Origin of the sequence: Mucilaginibacter lappiensis (assembly GCF_900155965.1) — a bacterium.
Taxonomy (GTDB): Bacteria; Bacteroidota; Bacteroidia; order Sphingobacteriales; family Sphingobacteriaceae; genus Mucilaginibacter; species Mucilaginibacter lappiensis.
On sequence record NZ_FTMG01000009.1, the window covers coordinates 229,720 to 249,809 of the forward strand.

General features: G+C 35.1%; 18 protein-coding genes. 17 read left to right on the plus strand and 1 reads right to left on the minus strand.

All coding sequences use genetic code 11. The annotated features are described in order from the left end of the window. Positions 1-5: 5 nt before the first annotated feature. The 14 genes from rfbH (at position 6) to BW976_RS17960 (ending at position 15,550) form a co-directional block, all read left to right on the plus strand. Complete coding sequence (rfbH, locus tag BW976_RS17895) at positions 6-1,310, plus strand: lipopolysaccharide biosynthesis protein RfbH (protein WP_076374922.1); 1,305 nt, start codon at positions 6-8, stop codon at positions 1,308-1,310. Beyond that, positions 1,303-2,217, plus strand: a complete 915-nt coding sequence (locus tag BW976_RS17900) for a glycosyltransferase family 2 protein (protein WP_076374924.1) — start codon at positions 1,303-1,305, stop codon at positions 2,215-2,217. The genes rfbH and BW976_RS17900 overlap by 8 nt, the downstream gene beginning before the upstream one ends. Continuing rightward, the gene (locus BW976_RS17905; protein WP_076374926.1) at positions 2,214-3,653 is read left to right on the plus strand and encodes an oligosaccharide flippase family protein; all 1,440 of its coding nucleotides are present in this window, start codon (positions 2,214-2,216) and stop codon (positions 3,651-3,653) included. The genes BW976_RS17900 and BW976_RS17905 overlap by 4 nt, the downstream gene beginning before the upstream one ends. A gap of 52 nt (positions 3,654-3,705) precedes the next feature. Then, positions 3,706-4,650, plus strand: a complete 945-nt coding sequence (locus BW976_RS17910) for a glycosyltransferase (protein WP_076374928.1) — start codon at positions 3,706-3,708, stop codon at positions 4,648-4,650. Beyond that, positions 4,637-5,263, plus strand: a complete 627-nt coding sequence (locus BW976_RS29815; RefSeq protein WP_084192252.1) for a CatB-related O-acetyltransferase — start codon at positions 4,637-4,639, stop codon at positions 5,261-5,263. Before BW976_RS17910 ends, BW976_RS29815 begins: the two co-directional genes overlap by 14 nt. Continuing rightward, positions 5,253-6,152 carry a glycosyltransferase family 2 protein gene (locus BW976_RS17920; protein WP_076374930.1) on the plus strand — a complete coding sequence of 300 codons (900 nt, stop codon included), beginning with the start codon at positions 5,253-5,255 and terminating at the stop codon, positions 6,150-6,152. Before BW976_RS29815 ends, BW976_RS17920 begins: the two co-directional genes overlap by 11 nt. A gap of 56 nt (positions 6,153-6,208) precedes the next feature. Continuing rightward, on the plus strand, positions 6,209-7,486 hold the full coding sequence (locus BW976_RS17925; RefSeq protein ID WP_217696272.1) for a hypothetical protein: 1,278 nt from the start codon (positions 6,209-6,211) through the stop codon (positions 7,484-7,486). Continuing rightward, positions 7,483-8,694 carry a glycosyltransferase family 4 protein gene (locus tag BW976_RS17930; protein ID WP_076374932.1) on the plus strand — a complete coding sequence of 404 codons (1,212 nt, stop codon included), beginning with the start codon at positions 7,483-7,485 and terminating at the stop codon, positions 8,692-8,694. Before BW976_RS17925 ends, BW976_RS17930 begins: the two co-directional genes overlap by 4 nt. Before the next feature lie 46 nt (positions 8,695-8,740). Next, the gene (locus BW976_RS17935; protein ID WP_076374934.1) at positions 8,741-9,856 is read left to right on the plus strand and encodes an acyltransferase family protein; all 1,116 of its coding nucleotides are present in this window, start codon (positions 8,741-8,743) and stop codon (positions 9,854-9,856) included. A 15-nt stretch (positions 9,857-9,871) separates the two neighbouring features. Then, positions 9,872-11,002: a glycosyltransferase family 4 protein gene (locus tag BW976_RS17940; RefSeq protein ID WP_076374936.1), complete on the plus strand. Its 1,131-nt coding sequence runs from the start codon at positions 9,872-9,874 to the stop codon at positions 11,000-11,002. Positions 11,003-11,041: 39 nt separating this feature from the next. After that, positions 11,042-12,124, plus strand: a complete 1,083-nt coding sequence (locus BW976_RS17945) for a glycosyltransferase family 4 protein (protein ID WP_076374938.1) — start codon at positions 11,042-11,044, stop codon at positions 12,122-12,124. 38 nt (positions 12,125-12,162) lie between these two features. Beyond that, positions 12,163-12,714 carry a WcaF family extracellular polysaccharide biosynthesis acetyltransferase gene (locus BW976_RS17950; RefSeq protein ID WP_076374940.1) on the plus strand — a complete coding sequence of 184 codons (552 nt, stop codon included), beginning with the start codon at positions 12,163-12,165 and terminating at the stop codon, positions 12,712-12,714. 132 nt (positions 12,715-12,846) lie between these two features. Next, on the plus strand, positions 12,847-14,190 hold the full coding sequence (locus BW976_RS17955; protein ID WP_076374942.1) for an endo-1,3-alpha-glucanase family glycosylhydrolase: 1,344 nt from the start codon (positions 12,847-12,849) through the stop codon (positions 14,188-14,190). 82 nt (positions 14,191-14,272) lie between these two features. Beyond that, positions 14,273-15,550 carry a WcaI family glycosyltransferase gene (locus BW976_RS17960; protein ID WP_076374944.1) on the plus strand — a complete coding sequence of 426 codons (1,278 nt, stop codon included), beginning with the start codon at positions 14,273-14,275 and terminating at the stop codon, positions 15,548-15,550. A gap of 150 nt (positions 15,551-15,700) precedes the next feature. Here the strand turns inward: BW976_RS17960 and BW976_RS17965 are convergent, their stop codons facing one another. Then, complete coding sequence (locus tag BW976_RS17965) at positions 15,701-17,032, minus strand: glycosyl hydrolase family 79 C-terminal domain-containing protein (protein ID WP_076374946.1); 1,332 nt, start codon at positions 17,030-17,032, stop codon at positions 15,701-15,703. 443 nt (positions 17,033-17,475) lie between these two features. Between BW976_RS17965 and gmd the strand changes: the two genes are divergently transcribed. The 3 genes from gmd to BW976_RS17980 form a co-directional block, all read left to right on the plus strand. Continuing rightward, the gene (gene gmd / locus BW976_RS17970; protein ID WP_076374948.1) at positions 17,476-18,591 is read left to right on the plus strand and encodes a GDP-mannose 4,6-dehydratase; all 1,116 of its coding nucleotides are present in this window, start codon (positions 17,476-17,478) and stop codon (positions 18,589-18,591) included. A 5-nt stretch (positions 18,592-18,596) separates the two neighbouring features. Continuing rightward, the gene (gene fcl, locus BW976_RS17975; protein ID WP_076374950.1) at positions 18,597-19,523 is read left to right on the plus strand and encodes a GDP-L-fucose synthase; all 927 of its coding nucleotides are present in this window, start codon (positions 18,597-18,599) and stop codon (positions 19,521-19,523) included. A gap of 16 nt (positions 19,524-19,539) precedes the next feature. Beyond that, a partial coding sequence (locus tag BW976_RS17980) for a GDP-mannose 4,6-dehydratase (RefSeq protein WP_139332333.1) occupies positions 19,540-20,090 on the plus strand: 551 nt, incomplete at its 3' end.

Below are 20,090 nucleotides of genomic sequence, written 5' to 3' on the forward strand. Positions count from 1 at the left end.
TTGTCATGTTAAAAAATATCACCGACCCTCAACTGGAAAAAAGCCTCAGAGAGATTGCTCAAAGAAAAACAACTCAAATTATAATTCCAGGTCAAAATTACATACCTGTTACAGGGAAAGTACTTGACGAGGATGATATATTGTTAGGCGTTGATGCTACACTTGATGGATGGTTAACGGCAGGTCGTTTTGCTAATGACTTTGAATATAAATTTGCACAATACTTTGGTGCGGTTAAAGCGCTTTTAGTAAATTCAGGTTCGTCGGCAAATTTGGTTGCTTTTTATGCACTAACATCGCCCAAATTAGGCGATAGAGCTATTAAGGCTGGCGATGAGGTAATTACAGTTGCAGCTGGTTTTCCAACTACAGTTAACCCAATTGTTCAATTTGGAGCTATCCCGGTTTTTGTAGATGTAGATGTAGCGACACACAATGTTAAGGCTGAGTTGATCGAAGCTGCCGTTTCTCCTAAAACAAAAGCTATCATGATTGCTCATTCCTTAGGCAATCCGTTTAATCTGGATGAAGTAATGCGGGTGGCAAAAAAATATAACTTGTGGGTGGTAGAAGATGACTGTGATTCATTAGGAGCTACGTACAGAGATAAAAAGACCGGTACATTTGGTGATATTGCTACTTTCTCATTTTATCCGGCACATCATATTACTATGGGTGAAGGTGGAGCGGTTCTGATAAATAACCCAGAATTAGCTAAAGTTGCAGAAAGCTTTAGGGACTGGGGCAGAGACTGCTATTGTGAACCTGGAAAAGACAATACATGTGGTTGCCGCTTTTCACAGCAATTAGGATCGTTGCCATACGGTTATGACCATAAATATACTTATTCGCATATTGGATTCAATCTAAAGGTTACCGATATGCAGGCTGCATTTGGCGTATCACAATTAAATAAGGTTGATCGTTTTGTGGAGAAGCGCCGTCAGAATTATAAGTTATTGTATGATAGGATGAAGGAATTTGAAGAAGTATTTATTCTTCCGGAGCCTACTGAGCATAGTAATCCATCATGGTTTGGTTTCCTTTTAACTTTAAGAGAGGGGGATGCCGCCGATAGGCACATGTTGGTGCAGCATCTGGAAGAAAGCAAGATAGGAACACGTTTACTATTTGCTGGTAATTTATTAAGGCAACCAGCTTATGCAAATGTGCCGCACCGGGTTGTTGGAGATTTAACTAATACTGATATCATTATGAACCAATCTTTTTGGTTAGGGGTTTGGCCCGGACTTAATGAAACTCATTATGATTATATTTCCGATACCATCAAAGCATACATAAATGGGTAACGAAAAAGCCATAATATCGTTTTGTATACCTACCTATAATCGTTCTGCTCTGTTAAAAAAGTGCATAGAATCTATTATAGGATACCAAGAAAATGATATTGAAATAGTTATTCAAGATAATTGTTCTCCTGATGATACGGCGCAAGTTGCAAGTAGTTTTAAAGATTCCCGAATTAAATATTTCAGAAATGAAGTTAATGTTGGACCTATAGTTAATTTTTCGAAAGTAATTGAAAGTGCCTCCGGTAAATATGTGTATCTATTAACGGATGATGACATGTTGATAGCCGGGGCTATCGATAACTTGAAAAATTATATAGGCAAACACCAACCTTTGGTTTTTAAAACAGCATTAATAATGTTGCTTGAAAAGTCATTAACATCGTCAGTGTACTCGTTTTCCAAAACGGATTTTTACAAAGAAAATATGACGGTTAATGCGGCAGCTCACATATTTTTATCATCGCATATATATACCGGGCTTTGCTTTGACAGAAATTTATACCAACCAGAATTTATCAGAAAACATGATACTGATTGGTATCCCAGTATGGCCTTAATGGGATGTGCAGGAATGGACTGCGGCTATATAAGCTTTCCTACAGCGATACATCTGTGGGAGAATGAAACGTTTTGGGGAATATCTCCAGATAAGAGTGATGAATTAAACAGGGGGCGAATAGCGATCATTAGATCACTAAATGATAATAAAAAGATTGATGATGCGCTCTATTATGAAATTTGCAAGCTTCATGCTATAAGATTTGCAAAAAATGATCAGGAAGAGCTTAAAAAAGGGCTTCCGGCTAAATACCTCTCTGAAATAAAGCGCACGCTTTTTAAACAAAATTTGTCTGATAAGACAAGGGCTGTTGTAAATACTATCAGAAAAACAATAGGCATATGAGTTTTAAGAAAAAATTACTAGGTAATGTTTTGATCGCTGGCTCATATACATATATTTCTCAAGCAGTATCCTTTTTATCATCGATCATTATTTCGCGGTTAGTATCACCCAATAGCTATGGCACTATTGGATTGATTACGGTTTTTACAGGATTCATAGCTGTTTTTTCTGACGGAGGCTTATCGTACGCACTAATCAGAAGTGATTATGGAAGAACTTATCAGAGAGTATTAACTAATTTAGCATGGTTATTAGGAGTTTTACTATTTGTAATTACTGTAATCCTGGCTTATCCCATTGCTTTATTCTATAAAAACCAGGAGCTTTTAATTCCGACAATTGTTTTAGCATCTACGTTTATATTGCGAAGCCTGAGTTTGGCTCAAGGGGCTTTATTGTCCAAACAACTAAAATTTGGCTTTATAGGTAAAGTTACTTTGATATGTACTGTAGCATCAGCAATTATTACAATGATTTTGGGTTATTTTAAAGGAGGATATTGGGCACTAATTATCCCGCAAATTTTTACAGCCATAATTACTGCTGTTTTATATGAACGTGAAGTAAAATTAGGTTTCAAAATATTTCCATTAAATTATATTAAAGTTGGCTATAAATTTACCCGGAAGCTTATAGGTAATATAATAGGATTTAATATTATATCCTATTGGGCGCGTAATTCTGATAATATGATTGTCGGAAAATGGTACGGGGTAAATGATCTAGGTATTTATAACAGAGCTTATATGCTGTTAACCTTACCTTTAAACTTAATTACGGGCTTGTTCAGTAATATTCTTTTTCCAAGTTTAAAAGTATTAAAAACGCAAGGAGGAAGTGTTGAAACCGAGTATTATTTTGTTTTAAGGATTATTACTTTTTTGAGTTTTCCACTTACGGTGCTTTTTATTATGTTTCCTAAGCAACTCATTATGCTTTTATGGGGAAAGGCATGGATTTTGGTAGCTGATTTGTTGCCATATTTTGGACTATTGATATTTACACAAACCTTACTATCAACTGTTGGCCAATTATTGGTTGTTGAAGGAAAGGAGCGGGAGTTTATGATATCTGGATGGATAGGGGGAATTATATTGGTAGCCGCAATTTTTGTAGGTGCTTCTATTTCTTTAGTAGGAGTTGCTCAGTTTTATTCTTTGGCTTTCATCGTACTCATACTTATTTACAACTTGTTTTACATTTATATACGTACATTAAAGTTTGATAAGCTAAAAGCGATGTCGTTTTGGTTACCAAAAGTAGCGTTTTCCGTAGCATTGTGGTTTAGTTTATATTTCAATGTGTTTAGCGCAAAGCTAATTTTGCTTTCGTTGATTCTGATATACTTGATTTACGATGGGAGGAAAGAAGTTACAGGTCTTACTCAGCTTATACGGACCAAGGTATTAAAAAGAAAAAAAGAAGCTATGTCCTAAGAATTATCTATATAGCCGAAGAGGAAAAGTCAATTTTAAAGATACAGTTGTCATGGATTTAATCCCAATAGTATTATTTGTATTTAATAGGCCGTTGCATACGCAAAAGACGCTTGAAGCCTTGTCAAAAAACTATTTGGCCAATGAAAGCAGATTATATATTTATGCTGATGGACCAAAAGAAAATGCAACGGAAAGTCAAATTGAACAAATTGAGGAGACCAGGCGAATTATACGATCGGCGGATTGGTGTAAAGAAGTAATTATTATTGAATCAGATGTAAATAATGGTTTGGCAAACTCCATAGTAAAGGGGGTTACAGAGGTAGTCAATAAGCATGGCAAAGTGATAGTTTTAGAAGATGATCTGATTACCTCAAATGGCTTTTTGCAATACATGAATGATGCGTTAAATTTATATGAGCACGATAAGGAGGTAATGCACATAAGCGGATACATTTATCCAGCTACAGCGTTGGATAAAACAGAACAAACTTTTTTTTTAAATATTCTTTCGTGTTGGGGCTGGGGCACATGGCAAAGAGCGTGGAAACATTATAATCATGATATAGATACTCATTTAAACACTTTTAAATCGAAAGAAAGTATCAAGAGTTTTGATATTTATGGTAATGCAAATTACTATGTACAACTAACCGATAATAAAAGCGGCAAACTTTATTCATGGGCAGTAAGGTGGTATGCATCATGGCTGAGTGCTGGAGGATTTTCTTTATTTCCGGCCAACTCATTGGTGGCAAATGATGGTTTTGATGGTTCTGGCGAAAATTGTGGCGTTGACGAAGGGTTCAATACCGAACTTGCTGCTAATGTACAGGTAATCAAGCAACCCATTGCCGAAAACTTATACAACCGAAAGCGCATCGACAAATTTTACGCAAAAAAGGAGGCCACGCTTAAACGATTTCTTATAAATACTACAATGAAAATGGGAATTTTTGATCACCTGAAAAAAATTAAAGATGCTATTAAGTAAATTAAAGCAGGTTGTCTTTTTTTTTAAAAATATATACAACCGCTTTCTTAGTATATATAAAAAAGTAAATGTAGGTAAGCATGTTAAAATTGCACCCAGGTATCAGCTATGGAATGTAAATATTGGCGACTATACTTACGTTTCAGAAAATTCCAAAATGTCTTTCACAACTATTGGAAAGTTTTGCTCTATTGGCCCGAATGTATTTAGCGGGTGGGGAATACACGAAACACAAGGAATCTCAACTGCCCCTATGTTTTATTCTACCGGAAGGCAAAACGGCATTACCTTGAGTAAGGAAAATAAAATAGTTGAACGAAAACCGATAACTATCGGGAACGACGTATTTATAGGGGCTAATGTAATTATTTTAGATGGTGTTGAAATTGGTGATGGGGCGGTAATTGGAGCAGGGGCAATTGTGAGTAAAAACATTCCTCCTTATGCCATAGCCGTTGGGATCCCGATAAAAATCATTAAATATCGGTTTGAATCTCAAATAATAGATAAGTTGTTAAAGATAAAATGGTGGGATTGGAGTGAGGAGAAATTATCAGACGTTGAGCAAATGTTTTTTGAAGTAGATAAGTTTGTTGATAAGTATGATTCTTGAAAAGGGACTAATAAGCGTTTTACCGGAGACAGACCAAAAGCCGAATTGGCCATGGACTATCGAATCTGATTATTCTCTTTATAAGAGTAATTGGAAATATCCTAAAATTTCGGTGATTGTACCAAGTTATAATCAAGGTAAGTTTTTAGAGGAAACCCTGCGTTCTATAATTTTACAAAACTACCCGAATTTTGAAATTATTATTATCGACGGAGGTAGCACTGATGATACCGTCGATGTTATTAAAAAATATGAACCCTGGATCTATTACTGGGTAAGCGAAAAAGACGGTGGCCAGAGTGACGCTATAAATAAAGGAATAAAGAAGGTTACGGGTGAATTTTTGGGATGGCAAAACTCTGATGATATTTACTCAGCTAATGCCTTTTATCATTTTGCTGCAACCTATAATAAAAAACCAGGCAACGATGTTTATTTTGGAAACATGCTTACAATCGATCAGAATAGTAAGCCATTAAATCTACATCGTTATGCTCCTTTCTCCTTTAATGAAATAAAGTTCTCAGGTTGGAATATTACCAATCAAGCCTGTTTTTTTTCAAGAAGTCTTTTTGATCATATTAAAATCAAAAAAGAATTTAGGTACGTTATGGATGGAGCGCTTTTCTTCGATATAGCAAGCAGAACAAATAAATTTGTTCATATTAAACAAGTGCTGGGCTGCTTTAGGTTACATGAAGAAGCAAAATCATCAACTATTAATATGAGTACGGGTTGGGATGAATGGGTTAAGCTTAGAAGTGAGTTTGGAATTGTGATGGAGCCAGACGTTCCGTGGAATAAGCAATTCATTTGGTGGAAGTTGTGGTTTAAAATACGAAAAGGGCTTTATTATCTGCCCGAAATACTTTCCCTGAAAAAAAACTAAAAGCAATAATATAATTCCATTTCTATAAGAATAAATGAGTTAAGTAAAGGGCTATCATGGATAGAATATTAGTATATTTTATAGTAATAACTAATTTTATTGTTGCAATTCGATTTTTGCATAAAAAGAAGTGTGAGATACCTTTTTTCCTAGCCTTATTCAATATAATGGTGGAGTATAGGTTAATATCTCTTCAGCTTGGATATGGGCATTGGGTAAATTTTGATTACGGTATTTCTCTGAAATTTAATTATGAGATAGCGTATGCCGTAAGCGACCTGATAGCGTTGGGTACAACAATTATGATGTACTGCTTTATATTTTTTTATCGTCCACCTAAACGTTTATTGAATGATTCTGACTATTATTTAGGCAAATACACACTTTCAAAAAAGTCTTATATAGTTGTCGGTTTAATTGTATTTAGTATTTTTCAACTCACCTTAGGAAAATCAATAAGCGATAATTTTGTTTTTTTAGCCAAGGTGGGTAATAACTCATTCATCATACTCCTGTTTTTGATAACTATTTTTACGAAAAGTAAAAACAGGGCAACTAAAATATTTTTTTATGTGCTATTTATAGCAATGGCCTATATCAGTTATAGTCCAAGGTTGCGGTTTCAATTTTTAGGCTGGATGATTCCTATTGCTTATTATCTGACGAGGGACGTAAAATCGTCCAGAAAGGTAACCTTTTTACTTATAGGTATAGTACTTACACTAATTGTGTTTTCGTCTGCCGGGGTACTTCGCAATAAAAAAATTGATGAAATGTCATTCAAGGAGCTTGTTTCTGATAGTTTTCAGCGTATGCTTATTGCAGATGACATCAATTTTATTGACGGCTTTATGATGATGTATCAGATTTATCCTGATTATCTTGACTATGACTATGGGAAGGAGCACTTGGATGTGGTTTTGCGCCCTATACCCCGATGGCTATGGAAGGATAAACCCTTGGCCGGGTGGTTCCAGAACTATTCAGCCAAATATGGTACATCCATGACTACTATTGGTTTTTCCCCAACTGTATGGGGGGTTTTTTACGCTGAAATGGGCGTAATTGGGGTAATCATTTTTAGTGTAATATGGGCATGGTGGTTAGCCAGACTTTATAGCTATTTCCGAAGTTTTGCATCATCTCTATGGGGCATTCTTGTAGGAATTATGCTCGCTGCTATGATTCCGCTTTTCAGAAGCGGTGACTTAGCTGGTGATGTGCTTCTTATATTTCTAAGTTACTGGGCAATGATACTGTTTGTTAGAGGGTACAAGAAATTTGTTGTAAAAGAACTTCGCAAAGAGTTTTACTTAAATAAAGCTGCGGCATGACAAATAAAATAGTTTGTATCCATATAGGTGCCAGAGCTCACTACCTTCTTCCCAAATCATTGGCAGCAAAAAATAAATTAGAGTGTCTGATAACAGATACGTGGGTTTCGTCTAAATTGGTAAGGAATATTCTCTCTAAAATTCCGGTAAGAATAATTAAGTCATTTGCCGATAGGTATTCAGCTGAAATATCATCTTCGCTAGTCCGTTCCTTTAGTTGGCGGTTTTTATTTGTTGAGCTTTCCTTGAGGCTTAAATTTAAAAATGATTGGAGCCGTATTCTGGAAAGAAATATAAAATTTCAGCAATTAGCGTTAGCCCTGTTTAAAAAACAGGTACCAGATTCTGCCGTTTTAAGTATCAGTTACACCTCACTGTATATTTTAAGAGTGGCAAAAGAACAAAGTCGCAAAACCATCTTGTTTCAAATAGACCCCGGTTACAAAGAAGAGGAAATAGTAGCTGATATTGTTGAACAGTATGGTAGTGTTTATACAACAAATTGGAAAAGATCATCAGAAACTTATTGGAAAGAGTGGAGGGAAGAGTGTGATTTGGCAGAAGTTATCATGGTTAATTCTGAATGGAGCAAAATAGGTTTAATGGAACAGGGTGTGGAGCAAGAGAAAATTAAAATTATTCCATTACCATTTGAAATAAAACAAAAGCACAAAGATTTTAAGAAAAGTTACCCCAAAAGTTTTACTGCAGAGCGGCCGTTAAGATGCCTTTTCTTAGGAACGTTAACGCTTAGAAAAGGAATCCATATTGTATTAGAAACTGCCCGCGAATTACTTGATTATCCTGTTGAGTTTATATTAGTGGGGCCTAATGAGCTCGATCCTGGTTTATTAAGTTTAAAAAATGTTCAATATAAGGGTGTTGCTCCGCGAAATGAAACAGATGCATATTACCAAAGTTCAGATGTGTTTTTATTTCCCACTTTATCTGATGGTTTTGGGTTAACGCAATTGGAAGCCATGGCATGGGGGGTACCTGTTATTGCGAGTAAATTTTGCGGTGATGTAGTGTTGGATACCGTTAACGGTATATTATTAAACGATTGTTCAGCAAAAGCGTTATCAACGGCATTAATAAATTTAATAGAAAATCCAGATCTACTTAATTATATGTCAGGCAATTGTTTAAAACGAGTTGAGCAATTTAATTTAGCAAATTTTGCTGAAGAAATGTTATTGTTGTCATAAAGTCAATTTGATAAATTGAAAGTGCAGTTTATATGGGTGTATAAATATGGAAAATAAGATAGTTAGCAAGAATTTAAATATTCTTGACGCACTCAGAGGGTTAGCATCTATTTATGTATTAGTTGGACACGCTCGCTGGTTATTGTGGGAAGGTTATCACGAGGGCTACAAATTGCATCCCGGCGCTTATAATCTTGTAGATAAGATTGCAATGTATTTTTTTTCCTTATTTCAATTTGGCCATCAGGCTGTTCTTTTCTTTTTTGTTCTTTCCGGATTTGTAATTCATTGGAGTGTATCAAAAAGAGTAGATAAAAGCGGAAAGTTTGAGATTGGCGATTATTTGCTACGGAGATTTAGGAGGATTTATCCCCCCCTGATTGCGGCTATTATTTTTACCTATCTTTTTGATAGAATAGGTTTATTTCAAAACTTGCCTGTTTATTTTTCACATACGCAGTACTCGTCTATAAATGAAAATATACATCCTGTTTTAAATTGGAACTCGTTGCTGGGAAATCTATTATTCGTACAAACAGTTTACACGCCGGTATGGGGCACAAATGGTGCTTTGTGGTCGTTGATGTATGAATGGTGGTTTTATATACTTTATATACCTATTGGATGGCTGTTTCGTAAACACAAAGTGGCAACATCTTTATTCGTTTTACTCATTTGGGTTTTGAATGTGGAGTATGGAGTAAATGTGCTTTTATTAAAAATGGTAATTAATTATTTCATCGCATGGTATATGGGGGTGTTGTTAGCTGATTTCTTAATGTATAAATCGATTAATATTAAGGCGCCGATAGGGTACTTAGGTGTAATTTTAGCAGTTTCCTGTTTAAGATATTATAATAGCATAGGTAAAGATATTGCATTGGCTATTGGTATTGTAGTTTTTTTATATTTTGTACTTACCACTAATAAGTTTAGCTACCTGGCTAAACTCCATAAGTTAGGTGGCTTTTCGTATACTTTGTATGTTGTTCACCTACCCTTAATTTGTTTATTTTCGGGTTATGTAATGCATACTTCCGGTGGAACTTTACCCATGCACTCATTTTATGTTATCTGTGGTGTTATCGTAGCATTACCATTTGCATGGATACTACATCTCATTACAGAAAAGCCATTTGTTACTAAGCATAAAGTAAAATAGGTTAATTGTTAAAGTATGGCTTCCAAACCCTCTCTTTCTTTTTACACAAATATTCCAACGCCTTACCAGCTATCTTTTTTTAATGAGCTTAGCAAGTTATTTGATTTAACGGTAATATACTATTCAAATACCGAAAACAATCGGGAATGGAAATTTGATTTAAATGTAGAGTATAGGACGGTTGTACTTAATAATAACTTTATTGCTAAAATAATTCAAAAAAAAGTGATCGATTTTCATTTCAGTTGGCAAATATTTAAGCTGGCATGGAATGATAAAAGTGATTATTTTATAATTGGAGGCAGCTATTGGATACCTAATGCAGCTATTGCACTAACTTTTAATAAAATTAAAAGGAAAAAGATAGCTTACTTTTCTGAGCCATTATTTGAAGTAAGAAATAAAGTCAAATATGCCATAAAATGGTTGCTTCTGCGAATTCTGCAATTTAATTGTAATGCTATTTTTTGTGTTAGTAAACAGGCTGCTGTTAGTTTTGAAAATTTTGGCGTAAAACTTCCTAAATTTATAATACCCTATAACATTGATTCAAAGCTCTTTTTGCAGTTAAATTCAATAAAGCTGGAGGAGTTTAAATCAAAATATAAAAGTGCCAATGAAAAGATTATTCTATCATCGGGATCTTTAATTGAACGAAAGGGAATGGATGTGCTTATAAATGCCGTAAAGGAAATTGATGACCCAGATCTTAGGTTAATAATTATTGGTGGTGGTCCCGATGAGCAAAAGCTAAAGGATCTTTGTGCTGATGACCATCGTATAATTTTTGCAGGCTTTCAAAGCCCAGATCATATTCCCTGTTTTTTTGGAATTGCTGATATTTTTGCTTTTGCCAGTAGATATGATGGCTGGGCGGTAGTTATCAATGAAGCAATAGCTGCCAATGTACCTATCATAAGTAGTAATGCGGTAGGTGCCGCCAAGGAGTTAATTACCCATCCCGATTTGGGCTTATTGTGTAAATCTGGTGATGTCCAGGAATTTAAAAATGCAATGGTATCGCTATTATCTAATGAAAATAAAAGAATTGACATTAAAAAGCATTCACAAAAGCTTGTTCCTTTGATTTCTTCAGATTATAATGCGAATTATGTTTATGATATTTTTACCAGGCTTCTTGCATAAGTGTAACACGATAAAATACGATAAATAAATAAAAATTTAATGAAAGTTTTAATTATCGGCCCTTTTCCTTTACCTATAAATGGATGTTCATACGCAAATGAAATCTTATTGAGAAACTTCAAAAAGGAGAATCTTGAAACAAAGATCATTGACACCAGCACTAAGTCTATATCTTCAAATCAAGGAACTAAGTTTTCTATCAGAAAAGCTTTTAGTTTTATACACACCTATTTAAAGACAGGAAAAGTAATAGCATCTGATGTGATTTACCTTACTCCCGGGCAAACCTTTTTCGGGATAGCTAAATATGCACCATTTATTTTTATGGCCATCTTGTTTCGCAAGCCCTATATAATACACTTACATGGTAATTACTTAGGTGCAGAATATAAAAGGCTTACCGGTATAAAGCGTAAAATATTTCATTATTTAATATCTCATGCCGCAGCCGGTATAGTTTTATCAAAGTCTTTATTAAAAAACTTTACCGGTTTATTGCCTGATGAAAAACTACACATTGTAGAAAACTTTGTAAGTGATAATTTGCTTGGATTAAGTCAACACGAAAAGAATACGGATAAAATCAGAATAATTTATTTGAGTAACTTGATGCGGGAAAAAGGAATAATTGATCTTTTGGACGCATTGTTGGTTTTGGATAAACAAGCCATAGACTTCAAAGTAGTATTAGCAGGCGTTATTGAGACCGAAATCAGTGAAGAAGTAACAGCTAAAATGAGTAAGTTAAGAGATAAAATAGAGTATGCAGGAATAATTACGGGTTTAACAAAAAAAGAAAGATTATTGGACGCAAACGTTTTTGTATTACCTACCTACTATAAAATGGAAGGACAGCCAATTTCTTTATTAGAAGGTATGGCTACCGGAAATATAATTTTAACTACTCAACATGCAGGCATTCCTGATATTATAACCGAATTAAATGGCTTTTTAATTGATGGGAAGTCTCCGGGGCAAATCCAGGAGGTTTTAGAAAATATAAATAAAAACCTGGGTTTTTATGTGAACAAGTTTTCGAAGCATAATATGGAATATACCTCTTCTAAATTCACGGAAGCAAAATTTACAGAGAACATATTAAAAGTTGTTAAAGCTGTCTGAATTTCATGACCAATTAGTAGTTATATTATTAAAAAAGAATGGAAACCGATCTTTCAAAATTTGATATAGGTGATTATAAAGTAGGTGCTGGAAAAATGAAAGTGCTGATTTGGTATTTCTTTAACTATTACCTTCTTAATAGCTCGTTTCCATGGCCATACGGTATAAAAGTTTCCCTATTGCGCCTTTTTGGTGCAAGAATTGGCAAAGGGTTGGTTATAAAGCCCAAAGTAAGGATTAAAAACCCCTGGCGACTTTCAATTGGCGACAATTGCTGGATTGGAGAATCTGTTTGGATTGATAATCTGGAGGATGTTGATATTGGAAATAATGTATCCATATCTCAGGGAGCAATGCTATTAACAGGGAATCATGATTATACAGTAGATGCTTTTCCTTATCGTTTGGGAAAAATACATATTGAAAATGGAGTGTGGATAGGTGCCCGGTCCGTTGTATGTCCTGGCGTAAGGTGCAAATCTCATTCTATTTTAACTGTAAGTTCTGTTGCTAATAAGGAGTTGGAAGAATTTGGAATATATTCCGGAAACCCGGCTATATTTGTTCGCGCCAGAAAGTTTAAATTATAGTGTACTAAACTGTATATAACTAAGTTTTATTTGTTGCCTGCCTCTGACTTAATTTTAATAAATGCCAGTAATGACATTTACTCCAATTAACCGAATCAATTTGATAATTGTTAAAATTTAAATAAAATTACAATGAAAAAGCTTCTTTTATTTTTGCTGATAAACATGATTTTTATCAGTATTTCGTTTGGACAGGCTCAAAAAAAGGTTTTTGCGCATTACATGGTTTGTTTTACATCATATGATAATGGCAGTGTTGCTGGGTATAAAAAAGATATTCAGGATGCTCAAAACTTAGGAATTGATGGATTTGCCCTTAATTGTGGAAGTTGGGACGCCACTTACAAACTACATGTATCAAAGTTATTTCAGGCAGCAAATGAACTAGGGACTAACTTTAATTTATTTTTCTCTGTTGATAAATGCTGTGGTATTACCAGCGACCAGGTTAAGGATATGGTTCAAACTTATACCGGTAATCAAAATTATTATAAGTATAACAACCGACCATTTTTATCAGCATGGGGAGGAGGCGACTTTTTTAAGAGTGTAATTATAGATTTAAGGCAGAAAGGATATAACGTCTATTTTGTGCCATTTCTTTATAACAAAGTAGGGTCTTATGCAACAGAAATTCCTGATTATGGAACCATTGTGCAAAATTATAATGCATATTGGAAAGGTTATATAGATGGATATTTCTATTTTGGTGCAGTTGGTTTACCATTCAAAAATATTAAAGGATCTAATCTGGATGCTGCCGAAGCAAGTGCTACAGTATTACATCAAAATAAAATGACATTTATGTCGTTTGTATCCCCTCAGTACTGGGGTGATAGGCAGCCTACTGCTGGTAGGCGTTATTATGAATATAATGGCGGCGAGGGAATAATTTCGCAATGGGAATCCATTATTAAATCCCAAAAGCCCGATTGGGTAGAGTTATCAACATGGAACGATTGGACAGAGGGGACTTACTTTTCACCTATAGATAATATTGATGATTATGTATACCCATTAAAGCAATTACACCCTGAAAAGGGATTCTATAAATCTCATAAAGGTTTTGCAGAATTGAGTAAATACTATATCCAATGGTATAAAAGTGGAGTAAAGCCAGCAATTAATAAAGATGAAATTTTTTACTTCTATCGCACACAATCAAAAAATGCTACCCCGGCTGATCCAAAAGGATTGGTACATAGCCGTATAGGGAAAGTTGACGATATAATATACATTACATCTTTTTTACGGTCGCCGGCAACGCTTGTTGTTAGCTCAGGCGGGGTTGTTACAAGCTACGACCTGGGTATCGGAATCAATAATACCAGAATACCATTTCAGGTGGGCCAGCAGATTTTTAAAGTAGTAAGGGGGGGCACTACTATTATAAATCAACAGGGCGAAGACATTATATCAGCGCCTAAAAGCTTTAATTTTAATGTATACAGCGGCTTTGCTGTTAATAATAAATAAAACGAAAGATATTTAACTCTTTAGCAGGCAAATTGTTAAAAGGTTAATTGGTTATTATCATATAGATTAAACTAACGAGTTAGTGGATTTTAAAGAGCAGTTTAACAAAAAGAAGATCTTACTTATCAGTCATAATTTTTCTCCGGAACCTACGGGTATCGGAAAATATAATGGAGAAATGATGGACTGGCTAGCCCGAAGTGGTTTTGATTGTACTGTGGTAACAACCTATCCTTATTATCCTTATTGGAAAGTTCAGAGTCCATACAAGAACAGATGGTATAAAAAGGAACTTGTTAATTATAATCAGAATGCATCTTTAATGACGGTTTATCGTTGTCCTTCTTACGTCCCTTCTAATCCAACAGGATTAAAAAGGATGATTCAGGATTTGTCATTTTGGAGTTCTATGTTTTGGACTATTGCGAAATTGATTGTAAAAAAAAACAAGTTTGATCTTATAATTACAGTAGCTCCACCTTTTCACCTGGCATATCTGGGTTTAATGATCAGAAAGTATACTGGCGGAAAGTTATTGTATCATGTTCAGGACTTACAAATTGAAGCCGCGCAGGATTTAAATATGCTTTCAAGTAATAAACTATTTGAAAGATTATATAAAATCGAAAAGAAAGTTCTGGATAAGGCTGATTTTGTAAGCAGTATTTCGGAAGGTATGATCAAAAAAATTACTGAAAAAGCACAAAGAGAGATTCAGTTTTTTCCGAATTGGGTTGATACAAACAGATTTTTCCCAATAACAGATAGGGGAGAGTTAAAAACGAAATGGGGCTTTCAAGCCGATGACAAGGTTTTTCTTTATTCTGGTGCTATAGGGGAAAAGCAAGGCCTGGAATCAATTTTGTATGCAGCAGAAAAATTAATTAATAATGATAAAATAAAGTTCGTTATCTGCGGTTCGGGCCCATATAAAGAAAAACTAATTGAAATGGCCAATAGCGCAGGTTTAATTAACGTATCTTTTCTGCCAGTTCAGGAAATGGATGTATTTAATGAATTTTTAAATATGGCCGACCTGCATTTAATTTTGCAGAAATCAAACGCAAGTGATTTGGTTATGCCATCAAAACTTACAACGATTTTGGCCGTTGGCGGGGTAAGTTTAGTAACGGCACCTGAAGGCACATCACTTTATAAAACAATTGATCAATATAATTTAGGGTACATTATTGAACCTGAAAACACTGAATTACTATGCAAAGCGATAGTTGAAATGAAATTTGACACAGACTTTGAATTAAAGAAACAAAAGTCACGCGAATATGCTTTGAAATACCTCAATATTGATAATGTGATGAATGAATTCTTAACTAAGTTTGCCTTAATAAGTCACTCTTAAACCCAGTAGCCAATAAATCATCTTTATTGAAATCTGATCATTATGAAATCAATTAATTACTTCGGAAGGTAATCGATTTCATAATGATCAGATAATCTGTATTCAAGTATTATTGCCTTATATAGTACGTAATATTTATAAGGCCAATACTTATTGTACTGATGTTCCAGAGGCTGTTTGTACTTTAATTACTGCTGCGCTTGAAGCAGGAATGTTAATTGTAAAGGTATCTTTATTTATGCTAAACTGTTCACTGATGTTTGGTTTGAAGGTTCCATCGGTATTAACCTGACTGTTTGCGAATCTTACGCCTGTGGCCGAAATTACCAGAGGTGCGGTTAATCTGGCAATTGAAATTGTTGAAGCCGATTTACTTAACTGTACGTTAATAGAAAAGTTTTTAGATACTTCTTTATTTATTATTGTTATTGCGTAATCACCATTAGCCAGTGCGCAAGCATAGGCACTACAGTTATAGGTGTTATTATCCATACTAGTTGGAATAATGGTGGCATTGCTGTTAGTTGCATATCTAAAAGCCAGCATACCATAATACAATGGCCTTGCAGTTAGTATACCATTATCAATAGTTATTGCGGTGTAGTGTTGGTCTGTATTAGTACCGCTATGAAAGTTAACGCCTGCACAATTATTTTGGGCTGCCTGCCACATAAAGTCAAGCCCCCATAATGCAGAGGCAAATACATCACTCACCCCAACTTTACCGCCATAAGAAGCACTATTACATTCAGTGATACGGTACGGTAAATTAACCCGCTTGGAGATGTCATGAAGGGTCTGAAAATATTTATCTAAAGCATTATCTTTTACTAAAATATCGTTGTAAGCTAAACCTGCGTCTGTACCTCGGTGAGGATAATAATGCTGATCAATTAGGCGGAGAATACCCTTTTCATTATTGGCCAAAGCTTCTATCCAACCTGTATTATACCCCACATCAGGACCCGCAAACGGAAGTCGTGGGGCAACTGAGTTAATTGCCGAGTAATAGCTTTTCCATTCTCCAATAAAATCTGCATAGCTATAATTAGATTTTCGTAATTTATCAAACATGTAATAGTCTGGCTCATTCCCCATCTGTAAGGCATTAAGGTTGCCTTTTAATGTGGCTGCAATATATTTTGCTTCTTCTGCCGCACTTTTAGGGTCATTAGCTCCCAAATTTAGCCCAAATATAACAGGCCATCCTATGGCGCTTGTAAATTTTGCCATCCGGTCGATATCTGTTGTATTTAGAGAGTTCATACCATTATTAACGGTACGTGAGTTGCCTGTCCATGGAATTCGATCGCTGGTATTACCTCCGAAGCGTAATATGCCCGGCCCCAGATTTTTAAATAATTGGACTACTGCAGAATTTTGTTCATTTAAGAAATCTGGATTTTGAGTAAGAGTTTCTACTTCGTAACTTAATCCTTCAAATGTTTTAGGGATAGCCTGGCCTGGGTTTTTTTGATCCACAGTAAGGTTTAAATTGAGAGGCTTACTTACGTCTGGTATTAACGCTGGGTCAGTTTGTTGAGTATTCTTGCTACAAGAAAAAAAGCATAGCAACGCTATGATGATAAGTCTGGGTCTATTCATTTTAATTAGGGGTATAAATTCTAGCAAAGATATTATTTAGAACATTAAATTTAATGAATACAATTGTTATTTTTTTGTTATTTTATTTTTTCAGTAAGCACATTGTTTATAGTTGTAAAAACGGGTATTATATATTTAATATTCTGGAAATTTTAGTGTAGACAGTTTTATTGATTTTGTAAAAATTTCAATTGAATAGCAATTTTAATGTTATCTTGCAATGTTTTTGTTACTAAATATAGCAAAAACAAAATTATTACAAACTTTACATTGTAAATGTTGTTATAGCTCAAATAATTTAGGTCACTACAATATAAACTATGAAAAAAATTGCCCTCATTACAGGTATAACCGGTCAAGACGGAGCTTATTTAACTGAATTGTTATTATCAAAAGGATATGAAGTTCATGGAATTAAACGTCGAAGTTCTTTATTTAATACAGACAGGATAGATCATTTATACCAGGATCCACATGATGACGACCAAAGGTTAATATTACATTATGGTGATTTGAGTGATAGCACCAACTTAATACGCATTATTCAACAGGTACAGCCTGACGAAATATATAACTTAGGCGCTATGTCGCATGTAAAAGTTAGCTTTGATACACCAGAATATACAGCCAATGCAGATGGTATAGGAACTTTAAGGTTGTTAGAGGCCATTCGTATTTTAGGACTGGAAAAGAAAACTAAAATTTACCAGGCTTCTACGTCTGAATTATATGGTTTGGTTCAGGCTGTTCCACAGTCAGAAACCACCCCTTTTTATCCTCGTTCTCCTTATGCCGTAGCTAAAATGTATGCTTACTGGATAACGGTGAATTATAGAGAAGCCTATGGAATCTATGCTTGCAATGGTATCTTGTTTAATCACGAAAGTCCTTTACGCGGCGAAACATTTGTTACCCGTAAAATAACAAGGGCAACAGCTAAAATAGCAATGGGATTGCAGGATAAGTTGTTCTTGGGTAATCTTGATGCACAAAGAGATTGGGGGCATGCTAAAGATTATGTAGAAGCCATGTACTTGATTTTACAACAGGAGACCCCAGAAGATTATGTTATCGCTACTGGCGTAACAACCAGGGTACGTGAATTTGTAAGACTTGCATTTGCTGAAGTAGGTATAGCAATTGAATTTAAAGGCGAGGGTGCTGCTGAAAAAGGATACGTAGTTAGTTGTTCTAATCCCGATTTTCAAATTGAAATTGGAAAAGAAGTAGTTTCTGTTGACGAGAAATATTTCCGTCCTACAGAGGTTGATCTTTTAATAGGCGATCCTACTAAATCAAAAACCAAATTAGGATGGCAACCAAAATATGATCTTCAGCATTTGGTACGTGAAATGGTTGCAGCCGATGTAGATCTTTTTAGAAGAGAAAAATTATTGAAAGATTCGGGCTACTCAATTAGAAACCAGTTTGAATAAACAAAATGGAGAAAACTTCTAAAATATATATAGCCGGCCATAAAGGTATGGTTGGGTCTGCTATATATCGGAAATTGACTAAAGAAGGCTTTGAAAATATTATAACCCGTAACTCATCTGATCTGGACCTTCGTGATCAGAAAGCTGTTACTGATTTTTTTTCAGCGGAGAAACCAGATTATGTATTCTTAGCTGCTGCTAAGGTTGGTGGTATTATTGCCAATAATACCTATCGCGCCGATTTTTTATATGAGAATCTGCAGATACAGAATAATATCATCCATTCATCATATGTTAATAGTGTTAAGAAGCTTTTGTTTTTGGGTTCAAGTTGCATTTATCCCAAAATGGCTCCTCAGCCTCTAAAAGAAGAATATCTGTTAACGGGTTTACTCGAACCTACGAATGAACCATATGCTATAGCAAAAATTGCCGGTATAAAAATGTGCGATGCGTATCGTGATCAGTATAATTGTAATTTTATATCGGTTATGCCTACAAATTTGTATGGTTATAATGATAACTACCATCCACAAAACTCACACGTATTACCTGCTTTGATTCGCCGCTTTCATGAAGCAAAACAGCAAAATCTACCAAATGTTACTATTTGGGGTACCGGATCACCTAAAAGGGAGTTTTTATTTGCAGATGATTTAGCAGAAGCTTGCTATTATTTAATGCAAAATTATGATGAACCAGGTTTAGTGAATATTGGAACAGGTGAGGATATCTCTATAAAGGATTTGGCAATTTTAATTAAAAATATAATTGGCTACGATGGTGAAATTAACTTTGATACGACAAAGCCAGACGGAACTCCACGAAAGTTAATGGATGTTTCTAAGTTACATAGTAAAGGCTGGAAACATACAATTGAGCTTGAAGAAGGTATAAAATTAGCTTATCAGGATTTTCTTGATAAACGGTGATGAGAACAATCAAAATATGTCAAATCGTAAACGGATATTAATAACCGGAGCAGCCGGCTTTCTGGGCTCGCACCTGTGCGACAGGTTTATTAAAGAAGACTACCATGTAATTGGTATGGATAACCTGATCACCGGCGACCTGCGAAATATTGAGCATTTGTTTAAACTGGAGAATTTTGAGTTTTACAACCATGATGTATCCAAGTTTGTACATGTTCCCGGCGAACTGCATTACATATTGCATTTTGCTTCGCCCGCAAGCCCGATTGATTATTTAAAGATTCCGATCCAAACCCTAAAAGTGGGTTCGCTGGGTACGCATAACCTACTGGGACTGGCCCGTGCCAAAGGCTCCCGCATGCTGATCGCCTCCACCTCAGAAGTTTATGGCGATCCAAATGTAAACCCTCAGCCAGAAGAATATTGGGGCAATGTAAACCCAGTTGGGCCACGGGGCGTTTATGACGAAGCTAAACGTTTCCAGGAAGCCATTACCATGGCTTATCATACCTTTCACGGACTGGAAACCCGTATTGTACGGATATTCAACACTTATGGCCCGCGTAT